Genomic DNA, 25,950 nt, shown 5'->3' with positions numbered 1-25,950 from the left:
GAAAAAGGAGAAAGAAGAAATGAAGACAGAAAACAACAGATTGAGAGCCGTGACAGCAGGCGTGATGATATGCTTTTTCCTTTTTGGGTATTGCGATTCTGTTAGAGGGGCAACGCTGACGGATGTTACGAGTGCTTTTAAAGTCAGCTATGGTGTCGGCGGCGCTTTGATGGTGGTTCACTACATAGGATATTGTGCTTCTTCTCTCTTTTTTGGGAGTATGACAGGTAAAATCCACAGGAGGACAGCTCTTATTGTTTCAAATGTTAACATTGCAGCAGGAATTTTCATTTATACCTGCGCCCCGAATATATACGTATTTTTAATCGGCATCCTGTTGATCGGCTTTTCACTGGGGCTTTATGAGTATGCAGGAAATACGACGGTTGCGGACATTTATCCAGAAGAAAAAAGAGGAAAATATACCAATTTGGTGGCGGGGATGCATGGTATCGGCGCAATCATAGGACCTGCCGCCTTTGGGCTGATCTTAAGGAAGGGCGGAGATTATAAGACTGCATTTATGATCATACTGCCAGTTATTTTGGCGGCGGTTCTTTTGTTTCTCAAGACGGGTTACCCAAAACAGGCCTATCTTGACGACAGTCCATTAAGAATCAAGGACATTCTGAGAGCGATGCTTATTAAGAAGGCAGGAAAATATTATGCATTGGCAACCCTGTATATTGCGGCTGAAGCCGGTATTATCACCTGGATCACTGCATTTTTTGTAGATGAGAAGGGACAGGCGCTGAAACAGGCGGCGCTTTGGCTGAGCCTGTTCTTTGTTTTTCTGACTGCAGGCCGGTTTATCGGGAGTATGTATGTTGACAGATTCGGCATTAGAAGAGTATTAATCGCGCATTTTTCTTTGTCCGCCTTGTGTATTATTCTGGGTGTTACATTACCGGGGGAAGCAGCAGTGCTTCTGCCATTATCCGGACTTTTCCTGTCGGTAATTTTCCCGACGCTGGGGGCGGGGATCTCGGTCGAGTGTCATGAGAACACAGCGGTCACAATGGGCGCTTTCTTTGCATTTGCTGCGCTTGGCGGCGCAGCTGGCAGCTGGGCAATTGGGCTGTTTAGCCAGATTTTGGGGACGAGGGCAGGCATAGGATCAACTGCGGTAATCTGCCTTGCGGCATTGCTCATTGTCCACAAGGCTGTCCGTTAATAAGGGCGGCCACACGAAACAAGTCGTGTGGCCGCCCTTTTGCTTTGTGATCACTTTGCGGTATATTTTTGAAATTATTCTGCTACGATAGCACCTGTAGGACAGGCTGCTTCACATGCTCCACAATCTACGCAAGCATCAGCGTCGATTACGTATTTGCCGTCGCCTTCTGCGATAGCTCCTACTGGGCATTCGCCTTCGCAAGAACCACAGCTTACACATTCATCATTAATTACGTGTGCCATAGTATGTATCCTCCTTTATGATATAAATGGGCAGCCGCATCATTCGTACTGCCACTATCCCCATTCTAATACAAACGGGATAAATATACAAGCAGTTTTATGCTTTAAATCAGGTACAATTTTCAATAAGCATTTATCTTGAATACGGATAGGACTTCCAGGCATCAAGTTTCCGGTATTTTCATAAAATTTATTAAATTTAAGAAAATATTCCTTTTTTTTTCACAAGATTAGTGTATAGTATATAGGTAATAATCTGGGACAGCATATAAAATCTGGAGGCAGTTATTTTATGAAGAGAAAATGGACAATCATCACTACTGCGATGTTATGCATCATTTTGACCGTTTGTGCTTGCAGCAAGAAGGAGGACACTCCTACCTTTACCGGAGATACTACAGAGGAACCGCCATATCAGGGGAACCTGAATGCGATTTCCCCGTCAGCATATGATAACGCAGAGGGCCTGAAGCTTGAACCTGGCTCCTATATTTCTATTATAGGAAAGGATAACAGCTCTGCCTACTGGAAAGAGATTAAAAGAGGGGTTGAACAGGCTGCCGAGGATTTGAATAAGGCGCTGGGATACAGCGGGGATGACAAAGTAAAGGTGACCTATAATGCTCCGGGCGGAGTGGAAGACATTGACGAGCAGGTAAATATTCTGGATGAGGAACTGGCCCGCTATCCGGATGCTTTGGGGATTGCAAGCATTGATGCTGAGGCGTGTACGGTACAGTTTGACCTGGCAACGGAGAACGGGATTCCGATTATCGCGCTGGACTCGGGAAATTCCTATCAGGGGATACAGTGCACCATTAAGACTGACAACGAGGAGGCGGCAAGAACCGGCGCCTATAAACTCTGTGACGAGATAGAGGATAAAGGCAGTATCCTGCTTCTGGTGCATGATTCGAAGTCAGCTACAGGCAGGGAGCGCGAAAGCAGTTTTAAGAATGAGATCGAAAGCGGCCATCCGGATGTCACAATTGCCGAAACGCTTTACCTGGATAAGATGGATGATATGAAGAAGGCCATCGCAGAGGAGCAGAATAAGGCCAATAAAGAAGACAAAGAGGATAAGGACGACAAAGAACAAGTTAAGGAAGATAAAGAACCAGTTAAGGACGACAAAGAAGAGGTTAAGGAAGAAAAGGAACAAGCCAAGGAAGTCACTGCGGACAGCCTCACAGATGAGGATGTGATCCAATATTATCTGGAAAAGCATCCTGAGATCAAAGGCTGCTTTGGAACCAATGTAACAGCTACTCAGCTGGCAGTATCCGCACTCAGCCATGCAGAGAAAACAGAAGAAATCGTTCTAATGGGATTCGATGCAGGAAAAGAACAGCTGGATGCCCTCCGGGACGGAGAGATTAAAGGCCTGGTTGTACAGAATCCCTTCGGCATTGGATATGCATCCGTGATCGCAGCGGCACGTACGGTCCTGGAAGTGGGCAATGAGGCCGAGGTAAATACCGGGTATATCTGGGTTACGCAGGAGAACATGGAAGAGGAATCCATACAGAATATGCTGTATGAATAGATTGCTTAAGAAGATAAATAGAGTATAAAGAAGCAGCCGCAGATAGCAATATGCTATTTTGCAGCTGCTTTTTTCGCTTATCTGCCGGAATCTGCCCGGCTGAGAGAGAAGATGAATTCGGTTCCGACACCCTCTGTGCTTATGACGTTGATGTGTTCATCGTGAGCCTGTATGGCTTCTTTAACGATTGCAAGGCCAAGGCCGGTCCCCTTCTTGTCTTTGCCGCGGGAGAGATCGGATTTGTAGAAGCGCTCCCAGATCTTATTCAATTCTTTGCGGGGAATTCCGAGGCCGGAGTCTTTGACGGATATGAAGACCTTTTCGCTTCTGCCTGTGACTTCTACTGTTACGGTGGATTCATTCTCACTGAATTTAATGGCGTTGTCCATCAAGTTGTAAAGTACCTGCTGGATTTTACGTCTGTCCGCGTATACAAGCTGTACATCCGGAAGCAGGAGAAGTTCGATAGAGATCCGCTTGTTCGTACATGCGCCTTCAAATGAGGCAGCGGTATTCTTGATCATTTCCTGGATATCAAACTCTGTTTTATGCAGAAGTAGTTCTTTTGTATCGAATTCATTAAGGGTAAGCAGGTCCTTGGTCAGGTCAGTCAGCCGCTCTGTCTCGAACAGGATAATGCTGAGATATTTTCCGTGGAGCTCAGGCGGGATGGTGCCGTCCGTCATGGCCTGTACATAGCCCTTGATCGACGTCAGCGGGGATCGGAAGTCGTGGGATACGTTTGCCACGATTTTTTTCTGGTATTCTTCCATGTCCTTGAGCTGTGAGGACATATAGTTCAGGGACGCGGACAGATAACCGATCTCATCATGGGTAAAGACCGGAATCTCATAGGTCAGGTTGCCAGATGCATACTGAGTCGCCGCCTCCGTGATGGTGCGCAGGGGGCGGTATATGAAGAAATGGAATCCCAGCAGAAGTAGAAAGGAGAGCAGGAAAATCACGGCGACAGTAATGTAGATCGGGAACATCATCTGGCTGCATACCTCCTGGATCGCAGAAACGGGCTTGTGGATCAGGATATATCCTTTGATATAAAAACCCTGCGTTACCGGCGCCATAACAGTGATCATATCCTCATTGAAGTAACCGTGATAATCTCCGGTGATATACTGATTGCTCCCGATCTCCGCCGGGTCAAAATCGTCGATGGCCTCGGGCGCCTTTGTATTGTCCAGATTAGAGGAGGTGATCATAGTACCGTCCGACTCCACAAACCAAAGCGAAGAATTCAGATAAAGATTCATACCGTTCAACTGCGAATGTACCGCATATGAGGTGGAATCCCCGGTGAAGTAGGAGGGCAGGTAATCGCTGGCAACCAGATTGGCCTGACGGTAAAGATTCTGGGAATCGTTCTTTTCCAGCCTGTCCAGCACGAGCTGGCTGGACAGAATTCCCACGGTGAAGAAGCTCAGGAAACCAAATATGATATAAATGACAATAAACTTTAAGTACAAAGTACTTTTCATGCTGCACTTCCTTTTGCATCAGGTGCGCTGCGGCACGCTGCTATTTGACCTCAAACTTGTAACCAATGCCCCAGACGGTGCTGAGTCCCCAGGATGGATGATCCTTGATCTTTTCCCGCAGCCGCTTAATATGGACGTCGACGGTCCGAGTGTCTCCGATGTATTCATATCCCCAGATCTGGTCGAGGAGCTGTTCCCGTGTGAACACCTGATTCGGGGACGCAGCCAGGAAATAAAGCAGCTCCAGTTCCTTGGGAGGCATATCTACGGGATGCCCGTCGCAGACAACGGAATAGTTGGTCAGATTGATCGTGAGGCCGTCGTATTCAACGCATTTTGTCTTATCTTCCGCGGGCTCCTCGGGTTTGACGGGCTGATACCTGCGCAGGACTGCGCGGACCCGTGCGACCATTTCCTTGGAATCAAAGGGCTTCATAATATAGTCGTCGGCGCCGAGCTCAAGTCCGAGTACTTTATCAAAGACTTCTCCTTTTGCGGAAAGCATGATGATCGGCGTAGAGGATTTGGCGCGGATCTCACGGCACACCTGGTACCCGTCGATTCCCGGAAGCATCAGATCAAGGAGAATCAGGTTGGGATGATAGGTTTCATAGGCGGAGAGCGCATCCTCTCCATTATATACAATCTTTGTATCAAAGCATTCCTTTACGAGATAAAGGGAAATAAGTTCTGCGATATTTTCGTCGTCATCGACAATTAAAATCTTTTGTTTTGCAACCATGATTAGCCTCCTTGCTATTTCAGTTCTACGATTGTGACTCCGGCATCTCCCTCGCCGAACTCTCCGAGACGATAGGATTTGACGTGTTTTTGGCGGCGCAGGAATTCGTGGATTCCCTTGCGGAGCGCGCCGGTGCCTTTTCCATGTACAACACGGACGGTACTTAAATGAGAGAGTATGGCATCGTCCAGGTACTTATCCAGCTCGGATACTGCCTCATCCACTGTTTTCCCAAGGAGATTGATTTCCGGGCTGACGGACAAGGATTTGCTCATCTTCAGCTTTCCTTTCGAGGTACGTTTCATACTCTTAACGGTGTAGGACGCCGGCTCTTCTATGATCTCCAGATCGGAGATGTTCACCTGCGACCGGAGGATCCCCATCTGCACCGTCAGATTGCCGCGGGAATCCGGCATGGAACTGACGGTTCCGGTCAGGTTCATGCTCAGTACCTTTACGGATTCCCCGAGTTTAAAATCACTCGGTTTATATGCTTTTTTAGGCTTCTTGACGGTCATTGTGCCGGAAGAGGATGTCTCTTTCAGCTTCTGGCGGAGCCGCGCACGCTCTTTCTCCATCTCGGCTGCTGAGATGCCTTCTTTGCCGAACTTCTGGAAATTCCTGATTGTTTCATCGGCCAGTTCTTTTGCTTCCCGTAAAATGGTTCCGGCCTTTTCGTTTGCCTCCTTGAGGATACGCTCCCGTTGCTCCTCGATCTTTGCCTGCTTTTGTTTTGCCTGGTTTTTCAAGGCTTCCACTTCCCGTTTATAGGTCTCGATGGCCTCTCGTTCTTTTTCAATGGTGCGCTTGCTGGATTCCAGGTCGGTCAGCAGATCCTCAAAGGATGCATCCTGTTCTGTCAGATGCTGCTTTGCGTCCTCTATGATATAATCCGGAAGCCCCAGCTTTCCGGAGATGGCAAATGCGTTACTCTTTCCCGGGATACCGATCAGCAGGCGGTAAGTGGGCTTCAGGCTCTCTACGTCAAATTCACAGCAGGCATTTTCAACGCCGGGGGTTGAGAGGGCATAGACCTTTAACTCACTGTAGTGCGTGGTTGCCATGGTGCGGATGTTACGTTTATGCAGGTGTGATAAAATGGCAATCGCCAGTGCGGCTCCTTCGGTAGGATCGGTGCCGGCGCCCAATTCATCAAAGAGCACCAGAGAGTGCTCATCCACTTCCTGCAGAAAGGAGACAATGTTTGTCATGTGGGACGAAAAGGTACTCAGGCTCTGCTCGATACTCTGTTCGTCTCCGATATCTGCGTAGACCTGGCGGAAGATCGCAAGCTCTGAGCGGTCTCCTGCAGGAATGTGCAGGCCGGCCTGGCCCATAAGTGTGAACAGGCCCACTGTCTTGAGCGAGACTGTCTTGCCGCCGGTGTTGGGGCCGGTTATAATCAGCAGGGTGAAATCCTCTCCCAGCGTCACGGAGATGGGGACTACCTTACGTGGATCCAGCAGTGGATGGCGTCCTTCCCGGATGCGGATGCGCCCCTCTTGATTCAGGACCGGCCGGCTTGCATTCATGGAAAGGGCCAGGGAGCCTTTTGCAAAGATAAAGTCCAGATCGGTCAGAAGTTTGTAGTTGTTACGGATTTCTTCTATATATAATGCAGTGTCTTCGCTCAGCCGTGCAAGAATTACCTGGATCTCTTCCTGCTCCTTTGCATACAGTTCTTTCAAATCATTATTCAGCCGGACCACAGCCATCGGTTCTATGAATAAGGTGGATCCGGTAGAAGACTGGTCATGGATCATTCCATTCACCTGGTTTCGGTATTCGGCCTTGACAGGGACACAGTAACGGTCTCCGCGCATGGTGATGATCGGATCCTGCAGATAGGTGCGCAACGATCCGTTGACAAGATTCGTCAGCGTAGAGTGCACCTTATCATTCAGGGAGCCAATGCTGCGGCGGATACCCTTCAAAGTACTGCTGGCATCGTCGCTGATCTCGTCCTCCCCCTGGATACAGCGTTCAATCTCTGTGGTAAGAGGCGTCAAAGGTTCCAACTGTTCAAAATACACATCCAGGCAGTCCGCCAGATCATCCTGTGTATCGTGGCGCCCGTATGACTTGGCGCGTGCGGCTGTTTTCAGAAGCTTACATATGCGGAGCAATTCACCGCTGCCGAGGGTACCGCCGATCTCCAGCCGCTTAAGGGATTCACCTACAGGGAATGCGTCGCTTAAAGAAAGTCGACCTTTTTTTATAATCCTGGTAAATGCAGCTGAGGTCTGTTCCTGGCACGTGTTGATGCGTTCCAGATCGGTCATGGGCTTCAGTTTGCGGCAGAGCTGCCTGCCTCTCATAGAAGAGGCCTGCTCCTCCAATATAGCTATGATTTTATTGTATTCTAGTTTATTTAAAGTCTTTTGATTCATCTTTTTCACCTTTTGTCTGAGTTCACAGGTAAATTCTCTCGTTTACTGTACACGCCCGAATGGTGTACAGTAACATTCTACCCTATTTAACGCATATTGAAAAGGATAAATATTGAACAATCCGTATGAATCGGTTATACTATAAACTAAAGGAGATTAGAGTCTATGCCGTACGATGAAGATCCGAAACAGAAGCCGGACCAGGGCCATGAGGAGCAGAAGGAAGAACAGTTTTCTTTCCTGCAGGAGACGATTAAACCCAAACCAGTCACCAGAAAGAAAATCCTCACACAGCTTGCGAGAGTGGGGATATATGGACTGATTTTCGGGGCGTTCGCCTGCCTTAGTTTTTTTGCGCTTAAACCATGGGCGCAGAGCAAATTTCAGGGGAATCCCAAGACCGTAACGATACCGGAGGACGAAGAGGAGACGGACGAGCAGCAGACCGCAGAATCTACCGAAGGAGAGACGGTGCCGCCTGTACTTGATGCCGACAGTTTTCAGGAAATCATGAAAAGTGTGTACGAGACTGCAAAAGAGGCGGACAAGTGTGTGGTTTCTGTGAATCCGGTCAGAGAAGACACGGCATTCTCTGTGGATACCGGTCCTGGTGCAGGTGTTGCAGGACTTATTGCCGCCGATAACGGGCAGGAGCTGTTGATACTCTGTGATAGTTCCGTATGTCAGGATGCTGAAAAGTGGAAGATCACCTTTGCTGATGACAGCCAGTACGGAGCCTCCTTGAAGAAGCAGGACAAGAACAGCGGATTTGCAGTGTTTGCGATCCCGCGGGCCAAGATTACAAATACGACCTGGAACGCTGTGAAAGTAGCGGTTCTCGGAAATTCCAACATTACGACTAAGGGGGATGTGGTTCTCGCCCTTGGCAATACATTCGGGTATGCGGACGGAGTTGGATATGGAGTTGTAAGTTCCAACTCTTACGACGAAACTCAGGCTGACGGTCAGCGAAGCATTCTGGCCACCGATATTCCGTCAGAAGCCGGAGGTACAGGGATACTATTCAATATGAATGGCGAAGTAATCGGCATGATCGACCCAGGAATCTGGGGCGGCGCGCAGAACAATACCGCCAAGGCCCTGGCGATCTCTGATTTAAAGGCCACAATTGAACTGCTGGTGAACGGGGAGAGCGTACCGTATGTAGGTATTTACGGCACAACGATCAACGATACTCTGTCAGAAGCGCAGGACATGCCCGCAGGGGTTTACGTGATGGAGATCAATCCGGATTCCCCGGCCATGTCTGCAGGAATACAGAATGGAGATATTATTCAGGAAGTTGCGGGCACAAAGATATCGAATACCTTATCCTATGAGAAGGCGGTTATAAGCTGCAAAGCAGGAGAAAACGTCAAGATAAAAGGTAAGCGCCGCGGGGCGAATGGGTATGTGGATATAGACTTTACTGTTACAATTGGAAGTCAGGAATAAACGATAAAAAGGAAACTTAGAAAGGCTGCCGGGTAGATGGCAGCCTCAATTATGGGAGGATATGATGAGATATATTAATGATTTACACGAAGGAGAGACGATACGCTGCATTTATCTTTGCAAGGTTAAGCGTTCCGCGGAGACAAGGAATGGAAAGCCCTATGATAACCTGCTGCTTCAAGATAAAACAGGAACTCTGGACGGAAAAGTATGGGATCCCAATTCCCAGGGAATAGCCGATTATGATGAGAAAGATTTTATTGAAGTATTCGGCGAGGTCATCAGCTACAATAACAATCGGCAGCTCAATATTAAACAGATAAGAAAAGCCGCAGAGGGGGAATACGACCCGGCTGATTATATGCCGACATCCGATAAGAGTGTGGACGGTATGTTTGAGGAGCTGCGTTCCTATATACGCCAGATATCCAACGATTACCTGCGTCAGGCAGTGGAATATTACTTTGTGGAGGATGAAGAATTCATAACGGCCTTTAAAGGACATTCTGCAGCGAAGACAGTCCATCATGGTTTTGCCGGAGGGTTGCTGGAGCATACGCTGAGCGTGGTAAAAATGTGTGAATACTTTGCCGGAGCCTATGAGATCTTGAATAAAGACCTGCTCTATGCATCTGCGATCTGCCATGATATAGGAAAAACAAAAGAACTGTCCGCATTTCCGGACAATGATTATACCGATGACGGGCAGCTGCTGGGACATATTATCATCGGTGTGGAAATGGTAAGTGAGGCAGTCCGCGCGATTCCAGGCTTTCCGGAAAAGCTGGCGAGCGAGCTGAAACACTGTATCATCGCACATCATGGAGAACTCGAATATGGATCTCCGAAAAAGCCGGCTCTGGCGGAGGCCATGGCACTGAACCTGGCAGATAATGCAGACGCGAAGATGCAGACGCTGACGGAAATATTCAAGGACAAGACGGGAACAGACTGGCTGGGATATAATCGGCTGTTTGAGTCTAATTTAAGAAAAACTTCTATATAAAAGCAATTGTTATGCGGATCCTGCGAAAATGTGGAGGAGGCCCAGGCATCCAGCCCATCGCAAAGCGATTACAATGGCTCGATGCGTAACAGTTCTGAATTGTCTGAACTGTTACATAAAGAGGTATTCCAGAGTGTGTTTGACCAATTGCACTTCAGCCTGATTATGCAGATTAAAGCGAATCAGGCAGTGATTGTGAATTGTCAGACGCACTCAAAAACGTATTAGAGGAGTTTAGTTATGCAGAAAAATGATATTGTCACAGTGACAATTGAAGATATGGGTGTGAATGGAGAAGGTATAGGCAAAGTGAATGGCTATACCTTATTTATTAAAGATGCGGTGATTGGCGATGTCGTGAAGGCAAAGCTTATGAAAGCGAAAAAGAATTACGGGTATGCAAGGCTAATGGATATCATAGAGCCGTCAGCCGACCGTGTTATACCGAAATGCCGGTTTGCCCGTAAATGCGGAGGCTGCCAGATACAGGAGCTGGCTTATGAGAAACAGCTGGAATTCAAGGAAAAGAAGGTAAAAGGAAATCTGGAACGGATTGGCGGGTTTGCTACGGAGCTGCTGGAGCGGATTATGGAACCTGCACTTGGAATGGAGGAACCCTTTTATTATAGGAATAAGGCGCAGTTTCCCTTTGGGACGGATAAGGATGGGAACCCCATAACCGGCTTTTATGCAGGCCGGACCCATGATATTATTGCCAATACAGACTGTGCGCTTGGTGTGCCGGTCAATCAGCAGATTCTTGAGCTGATACTTGCCTTTATGAAAGAATATGGCATTGCGGCTTACGACGAAAAGACGGGCCATGGGCTGATCCGTCATGCGTTGATCCGATATGGATTTGTAACAAAGGAAATCATGGTATGTCTGGTGATTAACGGGAAAATGATTCCACATAGTGAGGTACTGATAAAAGAACTGCGGAAGATTCCTGGAATGACAAGTGTATCGGTCAGCGTGAATCGAAAGAATACCAACGTTATTATGGGAGATAGTTACGAGGTTCTGTGGGGGCAGGGATTTATTACGGATTATATTGGCAGTATAAAATATCAGATATCGCCGCTGTCCTTTTACCAGGTCAATCCGGTACAGACGGAGAAGCTTTATGGCCTGGCCTTGGAGTATGCGGGGCTTAAGGGGAACGAGACCGTTTGGGACCTGTACTGCGGGATCGGAACGATTTCACTGTTTCTGGCCCAGAAGGCAAAACAGGTCTATGGGGTGGAGATTGTACCTCAGGCAATTGAAGATGCAAGGAATAATGCTAAGATTAATGGTATTGGGAATGCGGAATTTTATATCGGAAGAGCGGAGGATGTGCTGCCGGAGTATTATAGACGGTATGTCAAGGAACATCCGGGGGAGAAGGCTCATGCCGATGTGATAGTGGTTGATCCTCCCAGGAAGGGCTGTGAGGAGTCGCTGCTGGAGACAATGGTGGAAATGGAACCGGATCGGATTGTTTATGTGAGCTGTGACTCGGCTACTTTGGCCCGGGATTTGAAGTATCTTAGCGGGGCGGGGTATGAGCTGGTGAGAGGGAGGGCTGTGGATCAGTTCCCTATGGGGGTGCACGTTGAGACGGTTGTCTATCTTTCCAAACTTAAATCTGATGAACATGTCAAGGTGGAAGTTGACATGAGTGAATTTGAGCCAACAGGCTCAGAAAGGCGTAAATTAGGGACTTATGAGGAAATCAAAAAGTATATTTTAGAGAAATATGGTTTCAAAGTTCCGACACTATATATTTCTCAAATCAAGAGAAAAGTGGGGGTAGATTTACGCCCGAACTATAATCCACCAAAAAATGAGAAATATAAGCAACCACAATGCACACCGGAGAAGGAAGCTGCCATTATGGATGCACTAAAATATTTCAAGTACATTGAGTAGCAAAAACTGAATAATCGTTGATGAGAAAAGGAATGTTTTCTGAGAAGATCACATTCCTTTTTTTGTTGCTAAAAACGAAAGGAGGAAGCGTACTATGGCAGTGTTTAGAGTTGAAAAGACAAAAGATTATACGGTGATGTCAAATCATCATCTTAAAAACAAGAATATCTCGCTCAATGGGGGAGGCTCATAAGGAAGGATAGAAAAAACCTTGTACAACCGGCGTGGCGAAAGTCACGCCGGTTGTGCTTTGCTCGTGGGAAGTTCCGGCTTTTGAAGCGGTATGCGTATCCTCCCCACATAAGTAAAGAACACTTCGATGGTGACGTGCTTTCGTCCGTCGATCCTTTCGGGGCTGTGGATCACGATCCTGTCGATCAGTTCGTTGGCCGTGGCTGCGTCAAGCTCCTGCAGTTCGGAATACCGCTCCGCAAGATTTAGAAACCGTTCCACGTCCACAGCCTGCTTTGCGTCATCCTCGATCTCCCGTTCCAGCACGGAGGCAAGCGTCTTGATCTCTATTTGCTCTGCTTCATATTGAGCAGACAGCTTTTGAAACCGCTCGTCGCTCAGCTTGCCGAACACCGAATCCTCATAAAGACGCTGGATGATCTTGTCCAGTTCCTCCATGCGCTTCTGTACCCCTGAAAGAGCCTTTCGTTTCTGCGCAAGCTCCGCTTTTCGGCTTGCCTCGTCCTGCGCCAGCATATCGTGTATGAAATCGTCCCGATACGCCCGCACATAGGTCAGCGTCCGCTGTACGCATTCCAGTACCCGCTTCTGCAGCGTGATCTCGCGGATAAAATGAATCTGGCAGGAGCCTGTATTGCTCTTGTAGTTGGAGCAGACAAAGTGATCCTGCGTGTCGTCCTTGTAGGTGTTGCAGGTGCAGAAATAGAGCTTTGCTCCGCAATCCGCACACCGTACCAGCCCGGAGAACATACTTGTCTTTCCCGTCTTGGTGGGTCTGCGTTTGTTTTTACGAAGCTCCTGTACCCGTTCCCACTGTCCGCGCTCGATGATCGGCGGCTGCGTTTCCTCGAATATCCGTTGGTTTTCCTTTGGATTCTCCATTCGTTTTTTGAACTTCAAGGACTTGGTATAGGTCTTGAAATTCACAGTACAGCCCAAATACTCCGGTCGTTCCAGTATTTTTACTACCGAATTGCCGTTCCACTGATACAGGTTGTCCGGCATGGATAAGCCCTTTTGCTTTGCATTGTAGGCGGTCACGGTCAATACCCGCTCCCGCGTCAATGCCTTTGCGATCTGCATAGGGCCTTTTCCCTCGATACAGAGATCAAAGATATGCCGCACCACCTTTGCCGCTTCTTCGTCAACGATCCATTTCTTTTTGTCCTGCGGGTCCTTGATATACCCATAGGGCGGATTGCTGGCGAGGTGTTCGCCCGCTTCTCCACGCATTTTGACAACGGCGCGTATTTTTTTGCTTGTGTCCTTTGCAAAATAGTCGTTGAATACATTCTTGAACACCGCAAAATCGTTCTCGCCTCTGGCGCTGTCCACATCGTCGTTTACAGCGATAAAGCGGACGTCATACGCCGGGAAAATGAAATCCTGCAAGCGCCCCATGTACGAATACTCCCTGCCCAGACGGGACAGATCCTTGACGATCAGTGTGGAGACCGAATAGTCCTCCACATATTTCATCATTTCCTGAAAGCCCGGTCTTTGAAAGTTCGTACCGGAGTAACCGTCGTCCACAAAGAACATGGTGTTTTTGAAGCCGTGATCGGCAGCGTAGCGGGAGAGCAGATTTTTTTGATTCGTGATCGAGTTCGACTCCCCATCCAGCGCATCGTCCTGACTTAACCGGCAATATAGAGCCGTGATCTTATCCGGCTGCTGATTCATAACATACTCCTTTCCTCCCGTTTACGGGAATGGCAGCCGGGTAAACGGTTGCCCCCATTATACCATGCTGGTTTCTCTTTTTCTGCCCTTTTCAAATGTCTTCCTCCAATCTTTTTCCGATGACGCGCCGCAGCTTTACAAGCACGCTTTCCGCGCCGTCCTCCGCATAGCGGGGGATCACATGATAAACCGTGTTGCCATCGACGGTGATGAGTTCTTCTGTGCCGAATTCAAATTCAAAGGCGCCGTCTTTGTAATACTGTCCGATTCTTTCCGCGATCTCCGGGTCCAGACCCGAAGGGATATCGTATAACTTATTCTTTTCGTTCATTTGCTTTCCTCCTGCGGTATGTTTAAGGTGATAATGGCGGGTCGTCCAAGCCCCTGCTTCCTGCGAACGATCAAGCCGCTTTGCTCCAGTTCGTGAAAGGCGCGGGTGGCGACCTGCCGGCTCTTATGCAGCTTTTCCTTTGCCTCGTTCAGAGTGAAATACAGGCGTATCGTTCCGTCCGGTTCCGTAAAGCCGTTTTCAGCGGAGATACCGGCGCGATCGAGGAGCAAGGCATACAGTAACTTTGCGTCATTGGACAGCGCCATAGAAACCAGAAAGCGAGGCAGGCGCAGGTATGACGTAAGCGGTGTGCCTTTCCTGTAAGGGATAAGATAAAGCAATGTGTTCTCCTTTCCTCTATCCATCCTATCTTTTGGCAGATAGATATATTGTTCTTTGCTTTAAGTTACAGATAACTATATTTATTCTAATTTCCGTCTACATTCGGGCGGTCATGGGCGTAAGGAAATCAGGCATCCGGAAAGCCGAAATGACGGCACGCCAGACTGTCAGCTTTTCCAGACTCTGAAAACCCAGGACAGGCAAATCCTGTTATGGCAACACCTCCTTTCGGACTGTCTTGAAAACCTCCCTCTATATACCATTTCATTTTCAAGACGTTTTTTCGGGGACAAAGCAAGTATTTTTCAAATCCACCTGTCCGGGAAAATCCCGTTTAGGTGAAAGCCGTTCTTTGACGGTCAGAAAAAAGTCCCTCTATATATAAGGTCATTTTTTGGCCGTTTGGGGGTGGGGTTGAGCAAAACTTTTTCAAAAATTTTTCGCAAGAGCTCTGATGCTGGACAACACCCCTCCATAAGTAAGGACATTTTCAAATAAAAGAGGATGCCTGTTACAGCATATCCTTTAATAGCTTTCGAAGCTGCTTTAAGCCCCTATGTATGCTCTCACTCACGGAAGAGTAATCGCACCCCTCGGCCTCCGCAATCTCCCTGCGCTTCATTCCGAGGATATATTGCGCGTAAATTCTCCGCCTTTGGATTTCCGTAAGCTGATTCATCGCGCTATACAGCGCATCTTCATCCTCCTTGCGTTCGAGGATTTCCTCCGGCGGGAGCGGTTTCTTTACGGTGTCGTTTTCAATCCCGTCATCCCGATCAAGAGAATAGTAGGCTTTATACCGATAGGTGCGCACACGGTAAGCGTTTTCGCGGCGTTCAAACTCTAAAAACACCTCTGCGATCTCATCCGGCACTTCGACCGTTTCGCCGGGATTACAGAATGGGTAATACTTGTGTAAGTTGATTTCTTTCACTTTTGTTTCCTCCGATTTCTTTTTGTTGAATGGCAAAATCGAAATCAGAGGGCGGAGAGCGACAGCGGCATGGGCCGCCCATCCTATAAAAGAACGCAAAAAGCCGCACCCATAGAAAGAGTGCGGCTAAACCGGCATGGTTATCCTGTGGAATGATCCCTGCGAAAAGCAGAGAGTCAGTGTATAGAAGGCTGTTTAGTTGTATTCCGTTACGGCGGTATTTTTATTTCAAATCCATATTTCATATCGTCGCCTTTCGTATAAACAAATCGGGCGGCGGGGCGTTTTCAGCCTCGCCGCCCTTGCGGGTGTTTTATCGTTTTGTGCTGTCTACGTTATTTTTCGGTTTTTCTTTTCCGTGCGTACAGAAGCAGGACAATCATTGCTGCAACTGACAAGAACATGAGGCTGCTCCACAGCGTCAGATTGCTCTCGTCACCGGTCTTGGGCGAGGTGGGCTTTTCGCTCGGCTTAGGTGTGGGTGAGGGCGTCGGTTGTGCAGACGCCGCCAGCACCGTCAGCTTCACCGTGGCGCTGCCGTCCTGGAAGTTAACCTTGACGGTATGGTCGCCAACAGAAAGGGTCTCCAGGTATTCCGGCTTGATGGAGAGCTTCAAGCTGCCTTCCGCCGCACCGTAATTGGCACTGCCTACCGTTACGCCGCCGATCTCCAATGAACCAAACAGGCCATAGGTCAGATGATCGTCCTCGCTGCGCTTGAAGGTGAGGTCAAGATTCTTTCCGCTGCCTTTCTGCCAGGTAACGGACTGGATCGTGTTCCCGGAACCGTCCTTCGCTGTGTAGCTTATGGTCGGCTGCGGCGGGTTCTGCTTCACCGTAAAGGTCGCTGTGGCATCCGCGCCGTCGTCGAATTGTACGGCCATCTTATGCTCTCCGACAGAAAGCGTTTCCAAATACACCGGCTGCAGTTCGATGATGACACTGCCCTTCTTTGCCGTCCAGTTCGCTTTGCCCGAGGAGTCCTTTTCAGGGATCGCTTTGCCGTCGACTTCAATGCCGATGAAGTGGTCAAAGGTCGTCTCGTCATCCACGGAACGTTTGAATATAAATGTGAGCGCACTCCCGCTTCCCTTCGTCCATTCACCTCCGTTGCCTTTCGCGTTGTAATAGGAGATTTCCGTCCACTTCGCATAGAACGTCTTATCTCCCGTGCTGTTCGCAGTGATCCCTGTCACAGGACTTCCGCTAAAGGTTGCGTTGTCATACCAACCGTCAAAGGTATAGCCCGTCACATTTGGCAGGGCCGCTAACGTGATCGTATCGACAACCGTGTAAGTCGTGGGATTGCTGTTTGACGCTCCCTTCAGGTTCTGATAGCTGATGTTATAAGTTTCAGCCGTCCACTTCGCATAGAACGTCTTGTCTCCCGTACTGTTTGCCGGGATCTCCGTTATTACATTTCCGCTGAAGGAGGCATTATCATACCAGCCGTCAAAGGTGTGGCCCGTCGGACCGCCCGTTAAATCCACCAATGTGAGCGGCGTATCAGCAATCGTATAGGTTGCCGGGTTACTGTTTGACGCTCCGTTCACGTTCTGGTAGCTGATGTTATAAGTGTCAGCCGTCCATTTCGCATAGAACGTCTTGTCTCCCGTACTGTTTGCCGGGATCTCCGTTATTACATTTCCGCTGAATGCGGCATTATCATACCAGCCGTCAAAGGTGTATCCCGTCGGACCGCCCACTAAAGGCACCAATGTGAGCGGCGTGTCATCAATCGTATAGGTTGCCGGGTTACTGTTTGACGCTCCCTTCAGGTTCTGATAGCTGATGTTATAAGTTTCAGCCGTCCACTTCGCATAGAACGTCTTGTCTCCCGTACTGTTTGCCGGGATCTCTGTTATGGCGTTTCCGCTGAAAGAGGAATTATCATACCAGCCGTCAAAGGTATAGCCCGTCGGGCCGCCCGTCAAAGATGCCAATGTGAGCGGCGTAATGGCAATCGTATAGGTTACCGGGTTACTGTTTGACGCTCCCTTCAGATTCTGATAGCTGATGTTATAAGTATCAAGCGTCCACTTCGCATAGAGCTCCTTATCCCCCTTACTGTTTGCCGGGATCTCCGTGATGGCGCTCCCGGTGAAGGCGTCATTGTCATACCAGCCGCCAAAGGTGTGGCCATCTTTCTTCGGGTCCGCAAGGGTGATTGTATCAAATTGGGTATAGGTCGCAGGATTGTTTGCATCATTTGTCCCGCCATCTAAATGATATGTAATAGCATATCGGTAATATGGATCCTCAGCAAACGTCGCGCGGATTGTTACATGTCCTGTGCCTATGGTAAATATCGCCGGATTGTCAGTTACACCGGAAAGCGTTCCACCGTTTGCGTTGCTAACAACCCACCTGTCGAACTTATAGCCGCTGTTCGGTGTGGCTGTCAGCGTTACTTCCGTGCCCTGCGTTCCGGATGTCGGATTTGCCTCTCCTGTTCCGTTTCCGTCGTTTGTGACCGACACGGTGTAGGTTGGTGGTATTGATACTTGGATGTTAAATATTATTGTACCAGTTCCAGAATCTCCATAATACGGTGAATAAGTGATGGCCACCTTGTTATCTCCATTCTGAAACGGAGTGTTTCGTGGACCCCACCAATCACCATCCTGTCCCGGTTGGTAGTGAAAACCTTCTCCGTTCACAGACGTTCCTGTTGTTCCGTCATGATATGTCAGTTCTACCTCCAAACCGGTATAATCAAACATTTCCCCTATTACATAGGACAGTTTCGTAGGCGACTTAATCAGTTTAACAGCAGTTACATTTTTCTTGTCCTTAAATACCTTAATTGCATTGCTACGGCAGCTATAATCAACACCGTTAACATTAAATGTTGCAGTAATATAAACGTTTGTTTGCGAGTACAAGTCCTTCCTCGTCACCCGGAACTTTCCGTCAGAATCGATCTCAATGTCAACGTTCTCGCCAGTAGACGCAGACCATGTAACGGTCCTTGGCGTCACGCCGGATTTCCACCTTACAGATGCCTGTCCCTCATTTCCCTCACGCCACATGCCATCCGTGTTAGGGCATTCACTGATTTCCACGGCTTCTATGGCGTTTGACCAATAGTTTGAATCTGCCGGGGCAAGACGTCCTATTTGTGCATAATGATAAACAGAACCATCTAGTGATTCGACATATATAGTTATATACTCAAATCCCGAATGATCATATTGTTTTATGATTGTGAAATATCCATCTTTATCAATCTCAACAATGTCCTCCGGATAAGCTTCCCATATCACGTCTTTACATGCGTCTTCGGGCCTCACCGTCGCGGTTGCTTTTCCCTTATCGCCCACACGCCAGTCACCGTCACTCCCGGATCGGGAAATAACCTCTATGTTGAAGGTGATTCCTTCCGGGGGTTTTTCCGACTTTGTGCCGCCGTTACGCAGCATACCGCTCCTTGTCGGCGCGGGGGTGTTTCCCTCCCAGCCGGCGTAGAGAGTGGTGTGATCTGTTACGGTATCCGTGTCGAAATTCCATTTGCTGGTCGCTTCTTTGTCTCGATACCAGCCCGTGAAGGTATAGCCGTCCTCTGCCGGATCGGTCGGCTTTTGGAGGAGTTTTCCCTCTGTAACCGTTACGGCTTCCGGCGCGGTGCCGTGACCGTTGGCGTCGAAAGTGACGGTGAAGATGGCAGCAGAGGACTGCTTTTCATCTTCCGCATTGTCTTTGTTATCGCCTTGCGCCTTCCCCTCGTCTGATCCAGGCTGCTCGCCTGGATCGGAGGGAGTTGTTGTTTCCTCCGTGTTGTTCACCGGATTCTCGACAACGGTATCCGTGTTTGTCGCGGGAAGATCATTTTCTGCAAAGGCGCTGATCGGGACCAGCCCGATGATCATAATGAACGCCATCACGACAGCGAGAATTTTGCTGTTTGTTTTCATGGAAAAACCTCCTTCAAGATTGCTCTCGGAAGGAGGTTCATTACGATTGATGCTAAATCCTCCGAGGCATAAATGTCTCCTCAGAGGTGTTGTCCTCAGAGGTGTTGTCCTCAGAGGTGTTGTCCTCAGAGGTGTTGTCCTCAGAGGTGTTGTCCTCAGAGAACAGCAGATAGAATAATCCTTATAAAGGATACCACAAATACCCCGAAAAAACAAGGCTTTTGCGCATATTCCCGCATAATTCTTTGCGCATATTCCCGCATAATTCTTTTGGGTTTTTCTTGGGTTATAGCGAATTGTTACCGCTCCCATCCACAGTCCTTGTTTCTCTTTTGCCGAGGACATCTTTCCTTTCGAAGTTGGTTATCAGGAATTCATGATACAAATTGGCAAGCAATGCAAACTTGTACAAGTTTGCGAATTTTGCGAGGCGGCCCGATGGCCTGTCCTCGCAAAAATGCTTGTTGGTGACGTTTCCCCAAACCTCTGAGATCGTGAGTTTCACTCACGGCTGCGCGTCCTGAAGGACGCTGAAAGGTGCAAGGAAGCGCAAAGAAAAAACGCTATGCAAATAGTTCAATCATCTGCATAGCGCTTTTCATTTTCTCGTTTACCCGGCAGAAGCCATATTTTGATGATACTTCCTTATGACTCTCTGCCAAAGGCGAAAGGATTATTATCTCAGATGCTATCCCTTTCGGAAGAATGGGATTATTCACTAAAAGGGCTGGCGCGTATCAACAAAGAAAGTGTTGATGCAGTAAGGACAGCAGTATTAGAGCTGGAAAAAGCCGGCTATGTTGTCAGAGAACAGACCAGGGCCTCTCAGGGAACTTTTAGTCAGACATCATATACGATTTATGAAGAACCGCATTTGGATTTACCGATATCGGAAAATCCAATCACGGATAATCCGACAACGGATAAACCGATATCGGATAATCCAACACAATTAAATACTAATCAAGAAAATAAAAAAGAATTAAATACGGATGATATAAAAGACTCATCTAATCTTATCTCATCCCTAAATCCCTGCTCTTGTGAGTGTGGAAATGTGGAAACCTCAGATGAGATGAGAAAGGATGAGAAGAGAAATAATAAACACAATAATTATGATTATTGGAAAGGGCAGATTCAAATCAATCTGGACTATGAATCACTTAAGATAGCTTATCCGTATGATCTGAAACTCATTGATGAAATCATAGAAATCATGGTGGAAACGGTTATGTCTAACGGTGATACCATCCAGATTGCAAGTAACAAATATCCTCATTCTGTGGTGAAAGAAAGATTCTTGAATGTTGACTATGGCCATGTTCAGTACATCATTGATTGCTTCAAAGAGAATGCTAAGCTGAAGGAAATCAAGAATATCAAACAGTATTTGAAAGCCGTGATATTCAATGCACCGGCAACGATAGATAGCTATTACACAGCTATGGTTCAACATGATATGTACGGATATTAAGCAGGAAAGGAGAACGTGATTTATGCAAGAAGAAGTCGAACAGAAAACGATGGCATTGTCTGTAAGGACAACGAGGCTAACGGCGGAACTCTTACAAAAAGCGTTCCGTCATTTTTTAGAAGCACAGAAGAACCGGCCGAAAGAGTTTCAGCATGGCAAACAGACTTTGAAAGAACTCATGAAGCAGAATACCAATATCTCATCCATCGAGATAACTTATGACAATATCAAAGATTTTGAAGGTACGGCCAAGAAGTACGGAATTGACTTTGCCTTGAAGAAAGATATTTCAGAGAATCCACCAAGGTATCTGGTGTTCTTCAAGGGCCGTGATGCAGATGTGATGGAGGCAGCCTTTAAGGAGTATATGGCTAAGAACCTCCGTAAGGAGAAGAAGCCATCTGTGAAGAAAGCACTCTCTGTTTTCAAAGAGGCAGCCGAGAAGAATCACAAGACTCGTGAGAAAATCAAAGTCAAGGATCGTGGGGTGGAGCTATGAGTGATTTGAAGAAGAAAATCTTGCTCAATTCCCCATATCTAATTTTTGTTTATCTCTTTGATAAACTCTCCCAGGCATTCAGAGTTTTGGGTGGGGATATGAGCTACAAGATACTTCATATCGGAGATGGACTTAATTATTCATTCAGTCATCCGATGATAAGCTTCAAGCTCATAGATATTGCGATAGGAATTGCCGGAGCCGTAGTGATACGGCTTTTAGTTTACGCAAAAGGCAAGAATGCGAAGAAATATCGTCAGGGAATGGAATATGGCAGCGCAAGATGGGGAAATAAAGCAGATATTGAACCATATATGGACAAGGAGTTTTACAACAATGTCCTTCTTACGCAGACAGAAAGAATCACCATGTCATCCAGACCAAGTAAACCGAAGTATGCAAGGAATAAGAATGTCATCGTGATAGGTGGGTCTGGTTCCGGTAAAACAAGATTCTTTGTGAAACCGAATCTTATGCAGATGCATTCAAGCTATGTTGTGACTGATCCAAAGGGCTATACTTGGAGAGGATAGAGAAAGGGTGCGTCACACGAGATAAAAGTACATAAGGAAGGGAGGTTAAAACCGTGGCCAAAAAAGAAGAAATAAAAATCACAGCGTTGTATGAGCGACTGTCCAGAGATGATGAACAGGTCGGAGAATCCAACAGTATCCAGAACCAGAAAATGTACCTTGAAGAATATGCCCGTCAGCATGGCATGAGAAATATCCGGCATTTTTCGGACGATGGATACAGCGGCACGAACTTCAATCGTCCCGGCTTTAACGCCCTTCTGGAAGAAATTGAAGCAGGTCATGTGGCTGTCCTGATCGTAAAGGATTTAAGTCGTTTTGGCAGAAACTACCTGCAAGTCGGCTACTATACCGAGGTTGTTTTCCCGAAAAAGGGCATCCGGTTTATCGCCATCAACAACAGCGTGGACAGCGCCAACCCCTCAGACAATGACCTTACCCCGTTTTTGAACATCATGAACGAGTGGTATGCGAAAGATACCAGCAATAAAATTAAGGCGGTATTCAAAGCACGGATGAAAAACGGCATGAGGTGCAGCGGCTCTATCCCCTATGGCTACAAGCGCACCAAAGAGGACAAGCAGCAGCTGCTCGTGGATGAACCGGCTGCCGAGGTTGTCAGGAAAATCTTCCGTCTGGCGTGTCAGGGCATTGGAGTGACTGCCATTGCCGAAATGCTGTCAGCGGAAAAGATACTGATACCGTCTGCTCATGCCGCCAAGTATTTTCCTGAAAATTGCAGACATAGCGAGGTTGCAGACCCCTACCGCTGGAGTGCAACCACCGTAGGGTACATTCTGGACAGACAGGAATATCTGGGACATACAGTGCTGGGCAAATCCATCTGCGAGAATTTTAAAACGAAGCAGCGCAGAGCCGCCACAGCCGATGAACTGATGATTTTCCCGGATACCCATGAAGCCATCATTGAACAGGACACATGGGATATTGCCCATAAACTGCGGTTACAGAAGCGTCCGAAAGCAGCCAATGGAACCTATACCCACCGTCTGTCGGGCTTGATTTACTGTGCAGACTGCGGCGCAAGAATGAATTTTTGCAGCCCGGACAGGGTGAAAAGCGGAAAACGGTTTGATTCAGATTCAGCTTTTCAGTGCGGAAATTATCGGAATACTGCCGGTCAATGTGTATCCCATTTTGTCAAAACATCGGTTCTGGAAGCGGTAATTTTACAGGCAATTCAAGCGGTCAGCAAATATGTCCTTGAAAATGAAGCCGAGTTTGTTGCCCAGCTCAAAAGCATCTGGAATGAAAACCAGAGCAAGAACACAGACAGCGGACAGCGGGAACTGGAAGAAGCCAGAAAGCGCATGGCAGAGCTGGACACCATGATTCAAAACCTGTACGAAAGCTCCGTGAAAGGTGTACTACCGGAACGACAGGCGCAGCGCATGATCCAGCAGTACGATGAAGAACAAATCCTTCTGGAACGGCGGGTACAGGAGCTGGAAAGCCAGATTCAGCAGGAAACCGTAAAGAAAGCGGATACTGAGCGTTTTCTGGCACTGGTCAGAAAATACCGTGACTGCACAGAACTGACCGATGCCATGCTCTACTCCTTCATCGACCGGGTGGAAGTTCATGAAGCAACTGGTGGGCGCACCATCTACCGCCAGCAGAACATTGACATCCACTTTAATTTCATCGGCAGCTACTACCCGCCTGTTGAAACCGTGTCCGAGGAAGAACGCATTGCCGCCATAGATGCCGAGCAAAAACGGAAGAAGCAGGAAAAAGGCAGACGAGCCAACGAACGCAGGAAACAGAAAATAGAAGCTCTGCGGCTGGCAGCAGAAGACGGTGATTCGGAAGCGATTGCCCAATATGAACAGCATTTGAGCAAACTGCGGGAGCGAAACCAGAAGTACCGCCAGAAGGTTCGGGAAGCCCGAGAAGCTGACCCGGAATATCTCCGGCAGCTGGATGAAAAAGAGCGTATGCGTCAGGAAAGGCTCCTGGAAACCGAGCGTAAGCGTATGGAACGAGCCACCCGGAAAAAGAAGCTGTCACGAGCTGAGCTGAGAGAAAAAGCTAAAACTGACCCGGAAGCAGCCGAGCAATGGGCGGCAATGAAAGCCAAAGAAGCCGAAGCCCGGCAGCGCAAAAAGGAGCGTGAAGAAGCCCGGATAGCGTCAGACCCGGAGTATGCGGCTATGATGGCAGAGCGTAAGGCTGAATATACCCGCACACGGACAGCCAAACGCAAGGCTGAACACGATGCACTGGTTGAGCTTGCCAGGACTGCCCCGGAAGCTGCCCGGCAGTTGGCTGAAAAGCGGAAATACCAGAGCGAAGCAACCACAAAATCCCGTCAGAAAATGAAAGCGGCGGCAGAAGCTGGTGATCCTGATGGCATCAGGCGTTATGAAGCCTACCTTGACAAACGCAGGGAGGATTATCATAAAAAGAACCAAAGTAAGGAGGAAATTTCAGCATGAAAGAGTTAAAACCGAGAATCCACGAAAACGGCATGGATTATGTGCTGGTGGGCGATTACTATGTGCCGGATTTGAAGCTGCCGGAGGAACACCGCCCCATTGGTCACTGGGGACGGCTGCACCAGTCCTATCTGAAACAGTTTCGCCCGATGGTTTATAGTGACCTGCTTTTGTCCGGCAAGCTCCACACTGTCCTTGCCGATCTGAACAAACAGGCAACGGACAGGCTGCACCTGATTATCCGCCAGATGGCAGAAGCCGAGGGTGTGACCGAAGCCATGAAAGCTGAAAATCAGATGTTATGGGTGCAGTCCATGAACTCTATCCGCAGCCGGGCTGAGGAAATCATCAAGGTAGAGTTAATCTACTGCTGAAGGGAGGTGATGTCATGATTTTGGAAGAAATGTACAACGGGAGGTTTTATCCATGTGAAACAGTTGTCCCTACATCGGAAGTATACCGCAAGGCGGTCAAAGCCTGTGAGAAACTGATGGAACAGCTGTCCCAGCGGCTCAGCAAAGAGGACTATGAGCTGGTGAAGGAACTCCGGGCGCAGACAGCAATCGCCCAATGTGAAGAAAGCGAAAGCCACTTCAAATACGGCTTTTCCGCTGGGCTGATTGTTCAGCATGAAGCCTATGAACAGGTCAATGGGGAGAAATAGCCATGTTTCTGATAAAGATGTTGGCGTTGCCGCTGGTGGCAGTTGTGACCCTGATTCAATGGGTGGCAATCTTTCTGACTTCCTTTTCTGCTATCCTGTTTGACCTGCTGTCAGGAATTATCTTCATGATTACACTTGCCGGGCTGATGTTTGGAGTGTGTACCGGCATGGAAGCATTGAAAATGCTGGCAGTCAGCTTTGCAATCTTCATCATCCCCCAGATAGCGGAATGGCTGATTGAAAGAATTGTAGACATAAACTACGGACTGCGTGATTTTATCAAGTCCTGACCCGACAATTTCATATCGTTCACAAAGCGACAGGTATTCCTATGGGAACTATCTGCCGCTTTTATTTTTATCAACTTCAAGGAGGACTATTTTATGAAAATGAGCATTGGTGAAAAGAAAATCCTGTTTGTCTTTGGCTGCCCCAACCGTGAAGCAACGGTGGATCGTCTGTATCAGGTGGCAGACCTGATTCCCGACCCTGCCGGAAAGAAAGTCGTGGAAGCTCTGGCTGACAAGCTGGACAGCGAGGGCGTAGAAAAGTGGTATCGCTGCTTCTTCTACAATATGAAGCTGGAGATGGAAGCCTATTACCGGCACAAGGCTATTTTGAATCGCATCGTGGGCGGCAGCATGGAGGTTGACAATGACGAGATTGACGAAGATTGAGAAAGAAACCATCATCCTGTTCAACGAGGGAGAAAGCACTGCCAGCATCTACACCTACAATGCCGGGCTGAAAAAGCGGCTGGCAGCGTTCAGCAAAAAGTATCCTGATCTATGCTGTTTGGAAAAGCCGGAGCATCTGGGCGGCGTGTCCTATCTGATCGACAAGTCCCGGCTGTCCATCCGCTTGCAGCCGCCGTACAGCGAGGAACGCAGGCAGAAAGCCAGCCAGTACGCCCGGCAAAACGGTTTCAGTGGCAAGACAAAGTAATGTAGCGATAAGGGG

General features: G+C 48.1%; 22 protein-coding genes and 1 pseudogene. 14 read left to right on the top strand and 9 right to left on the bottom strand.

Annotation, left to right across the window (positions count from 1 at the left end; genetic code table 11):
- Nucleotides 1-19: 19 nt before the first annotated feature.
- Nucleotides 20-1,174 (top strand): MFS transporter, encoded by a 1,155-nt coding sequence (locus GKG43_RS14410; RefSeq protein ID WP_157355616.1) that lies wholly within the window; start codon nt 20-22, stop codon nt 1,172-1,174.
- A gap of 74 nt (nt 1,175-1,248) precedes the next feature.
- Here GKG43_RS14410 and GKG43_RS14405 read toward each other — a convergent pair whose 3' ends face one another.
- Nucleotides 1,249-1,419, bottom strand: coding sequence for a 4Fe-4S binding protein (locus GKG43_RS14405; protein WP_025655834.1), 171 nt, complete (start codon nt 1,417-1,419; stop codon nt 1,249-1,251).
- A 292-nt stretch (nt 1,420-1,711) separates the two neighbouring features.
- Here GKG43_RS14405 and GKG43_RS14400 point away from each other — a divergent pair, with 292 nt between their 5' ends.
- Nucleotides 1,712-2,965 carry a substrate-binding domain-containing protein gene (locus GKG43_RS14400; RefSeq protein WP_055151475.1) on the top strand — a complete coding sequence of 418 codons (1,254 nt, stop codon included), beginning with the start codon at nt 1,712-1,714 and terminating at the stop codon, nt 2,963-2,965.
- A 77-nt stretch (nt 2,966-3,042) separates the two neighbouring features.
- On the opposite strand, the gene GKG43_RS14395 is transcribed toward GKG43_RS14400, so the two are convergent.
- Genes GKG43_RS14395 through GKG43_RS14385 form a run of 3 tightly spaced genes read right to left on the bottom strand, consistent with a single transcriptional unit; the run spans nt 3,043 to nt 7,590 of the window.
- On the bottom strand, nt 3,043-4,458 hold the full coding sequence (locus GKG43_RS14395; protein ID WP_050640713.1) for a HAMP domain-containing sensor histidine kinase: 1,416 nt from the start codon (nt 4,456-4,458) through the stop codon (nt 3,043-3,045).
- 40 nt (nt 4,459-4,498) lie between these two features.
- A complete protein-coding gene (locus GKG43_RS14390; RefSeq protein WP_050640712.1) occupies nt 4,499-5,200 on the bottom strand; it encodes a response regulator transcription factor in 702 nt (233 codons plus the stop codon).
- 14 nt (nt 5,201-5,214) lie between these two features.
- Nucleotides 5,215-7,590, bottom strand: a complete 2,376-nt coding sequence (locus GKG43_RS14385) for an endonuclease MutS2 (protein WP_055151473.1) — start codon at nt 7,588-7,590, stop codon at nt 5,215-5,217.
- Between the two features lie 165 nt (nt 7,591-7,755).
- Between GKG43_RS14385 and GKG43_RS14380 the strand changes: the two genes are divergently transcribed.
- The 3 genes from GKG43_RS14380 to rlmD all read left to right on the top strand — a co-directional run bounded on the left by GKG43_RS14380 (nt 7,756) and on the right by rlmD (nt 11,965).
- A complete protein-coding gene (locus tag GKG43_RS14380; RefSeq protein WP_055151470.1) occupies nt 7,756-9,045 on the top strand; it encodes a S1C family serine protease in 1,290 nt (429 codons plus the stop codon).
- Nucleotides 9,046-9,109: 64 nt separating this feature from the next.
- On the top strand, nt 9,110-10,051 hold the full coding sequence (locus GKG43_RS14375; protein WP_055151467.1) for an HD domain-containing protein: 942 nt from the start codon (nt 9,110-9,112) through the stop codon (nt 10,049-10,051).
- Nucleotides 10,052-10,291: 240 nt separating this feature from the next.
- Entirely contained in the window at nt 10,292-11,965 is a 1,674-nt protein-coding gene (gene rlmD, locus GKG43_RS14370) for a 23S rRNA (uracil(1939)-C(5))-methyltransferase RlmD (protein WP_129879241.1), read from the top strand.
- Between the two features lie 234 nt (nt 11,966-12,199).
- Here the strand turns inward: rlmD and GKG43_RS14365 are convergent, their stop codons facing one another.
- The 5 genes from GKG43_RS14365 to GKG43_RS14345 all read right to left on the bottom strand — a co-directional run bounded on the left by GKG43_RS14365 (nt 12,200) and on the right by GKG43_RS14345 (nt 19,361).
- Entirely contained in the window at nt 12,200-13,840 is a 1,641-nt protein-coding gene (locus GKG43_RS14365) for a recombinase family protein (RefSeq protein WP_129879240.1), read from the bottom strand.
- Nucleotides 13,841-13,931: 91 nt separating this feature from the next.
- Entirely contained in the window at nt 13,932-14,171 is a 240-nt protein-coding gene (locus GKG43_RS14360; RefSeq protein ID WP_129879239.1) for a hypothetical protein, read from the bottom strand.
- Nucleotides 14,168-14,536, bottom strand: a complete 369-nt coding sequence (locus GKG43_RS14355) for a replication initiator protein A (RefSeq protein WP_129879238.1) — start codon at nt 14,534-14,536, stop codon at nt 14,168-14,170. The genes GKG43_RS14360 and GKG43_RS14355 overlap by 4 nt, the downstream gene beginning before the upstream one ends.
- Nucleotides 14,537-15,024: 488 nt before the next feature.
- Nucleotides 15,025-15,447 carry a sigma factor-like helix-turn-helix DNA-binding protein gene (locus tag GKG43_RS14350; protein ID WP_129879237.1) on the bottom strand — a complete coding sequence of 141 codons (423 nt, stop codon included), beginning with the start codon at nt 15,445-15,447 and terminating at the stop codon, nt 15,025-15,027.
- Between the two features lie 335 nt (nt 15,448-15,782).
- Complete coding sequence (locus GKG43_RS14345) at nt 15,783-19,361, bottom strand: InlB B-repeat-containing protein (protein ID WP_173020110.1); 3,579 nt, start codon at nt 19,359-19,361, stop codon at nt 15,783-15,785.
- A gap of 634 nt (nt 19,362-19,995) precedes the next feature.
- On the opposite strand from GKG43_RS14345, the gene GKG43_RS14340 reads away from it, so the two are divergent.
- The 9 genes and pseudogenes from GKG43_RS14340 to GKG43_RS14300 all read left to right on the top strand — a co-directional run bounded on the left by GKG43_RS14340 (nt 19,996) and on the right by GKG43_RS14300 (nt 25,935).
- A complete protein-coding gene (locus GKG43_RS14340) occupies nt 19,996-20,835 on the top strand; it encodes a DUF6017 domain-containing protein (RefSeq protein WP_129879235.1) in 840 nt (279 codons plus the stop codon).
- Nucleotides 20,836-20,857: 22 nt separating this feature from the next.
- On the top strand, nt 20,858-21,334 hold the full coding sequence (locus tag GKG43_RS14335) for a PcfB family protein (RefSeq protein WP_129879234.1): 477 nt from the start codon (nt 20,858-20,860) through the stop codon (nt 21,332-21,334).
- Nucleotides 21,331-21,849: pseudogene (locus tag GKG43_RS14330) on the top strand (type IV secretory system conjugative DNA transfer family protein); the annotation flags it as partial. The gene GKG43_RS14335 and the pseudogene GKG43_RS14330, both read left to right, overlap by 4 nt.
- Nucleotides 21,850-21,920: 71 nt before the next feature.
- Complete coding sequence (locus tag GKG43_RS14325; RefSeq protein ID WP_129879232.1) at nt 21,921-24,326, top strand: recombinase family protein; 2,406 nt, start codon at nt 21,921-21,923, stop codon at nt 24,324-24,326.
- Nucleotides 24,323-24,700, top strand: coding sequence for a TnpV protein (locus GKG43_RS14320; RefSeq protein ID WP_129879231.1), 378 nt, complete (start codon nt 24,323-24,325; stop codon nt 24,698-24,700). The genes GKG43_RS14325 and GKG43_RS14320 overlap by 4 nt, the downstream gene beginning before the upstream one ends.
- Before the next feature lie 14 nt (nt 24,701-24,714).
- The gene (locus GKG43_RS14315; RefSeq protein ID WP_129879230.1) at nt 24,715-24,990 is read left to right on the top strand and encodes a DUF6809 family protein; all 276 of its coding nucleotides are present in this window, start codon (nt 24,715-24,717) and stop codon (nt 24,988-24,990) included.
- Between the two features lie 2 nt (nt 24,991-24,992).
- The gene (locus GKG43_RS14310; protein WP_129879229.1) at nt 24,993-25,280 is read left to right on the top strand and encodes a CD1845 family protein; all 288 of its coding nucleotides are present in this window, start codon (nt 24,993-24,995) and stop codon (nt 25,278-25,280) included.
- Nucleotides 25,281-25,373: 93 nt separating this feature from the next.
- Nucleotides 25,374-25,667 carry a hypothetical protein gene (locus GKG43_RS14305; RefSeq protein WP_087283479.1) on the top strand — a complete coding sequence of 98 codons (294 nt, stop codon included), beginning with the start codon at nt 25,374-25,376 and terminating at the stop codon, nt 25,665-25,667.
- Entirely contained in the window at nt 25,645-25,935 is a 291-nt protein-coding gene (locus tag GKG43_RS14300; protein WP_129879228.1) for a molecular chaperone, read from the top strand. The genes GKG43_RS14305 and GKG43_RS14300 overlap by 23 nt, the downstream gene beginning before the upstream one ends.
- Nucleotides 25,936-25,950: the final 15 nt, after the last annotated feature.

The organism is Eubacterium sp. BIOML-A2 (genome assembly GCF_009680135.1).
In the GTDB taxonomy this organism is placed as follows: domain Bacteria; phylum Bacillota; class Clostridia; order Lachnospirales; family Lachnospiraceae; genus Faecalicatena; species Faecalicatena contortus_B.
This window is presented reverse-complemented; position numbering and strand designations above follow the sequence as displayed.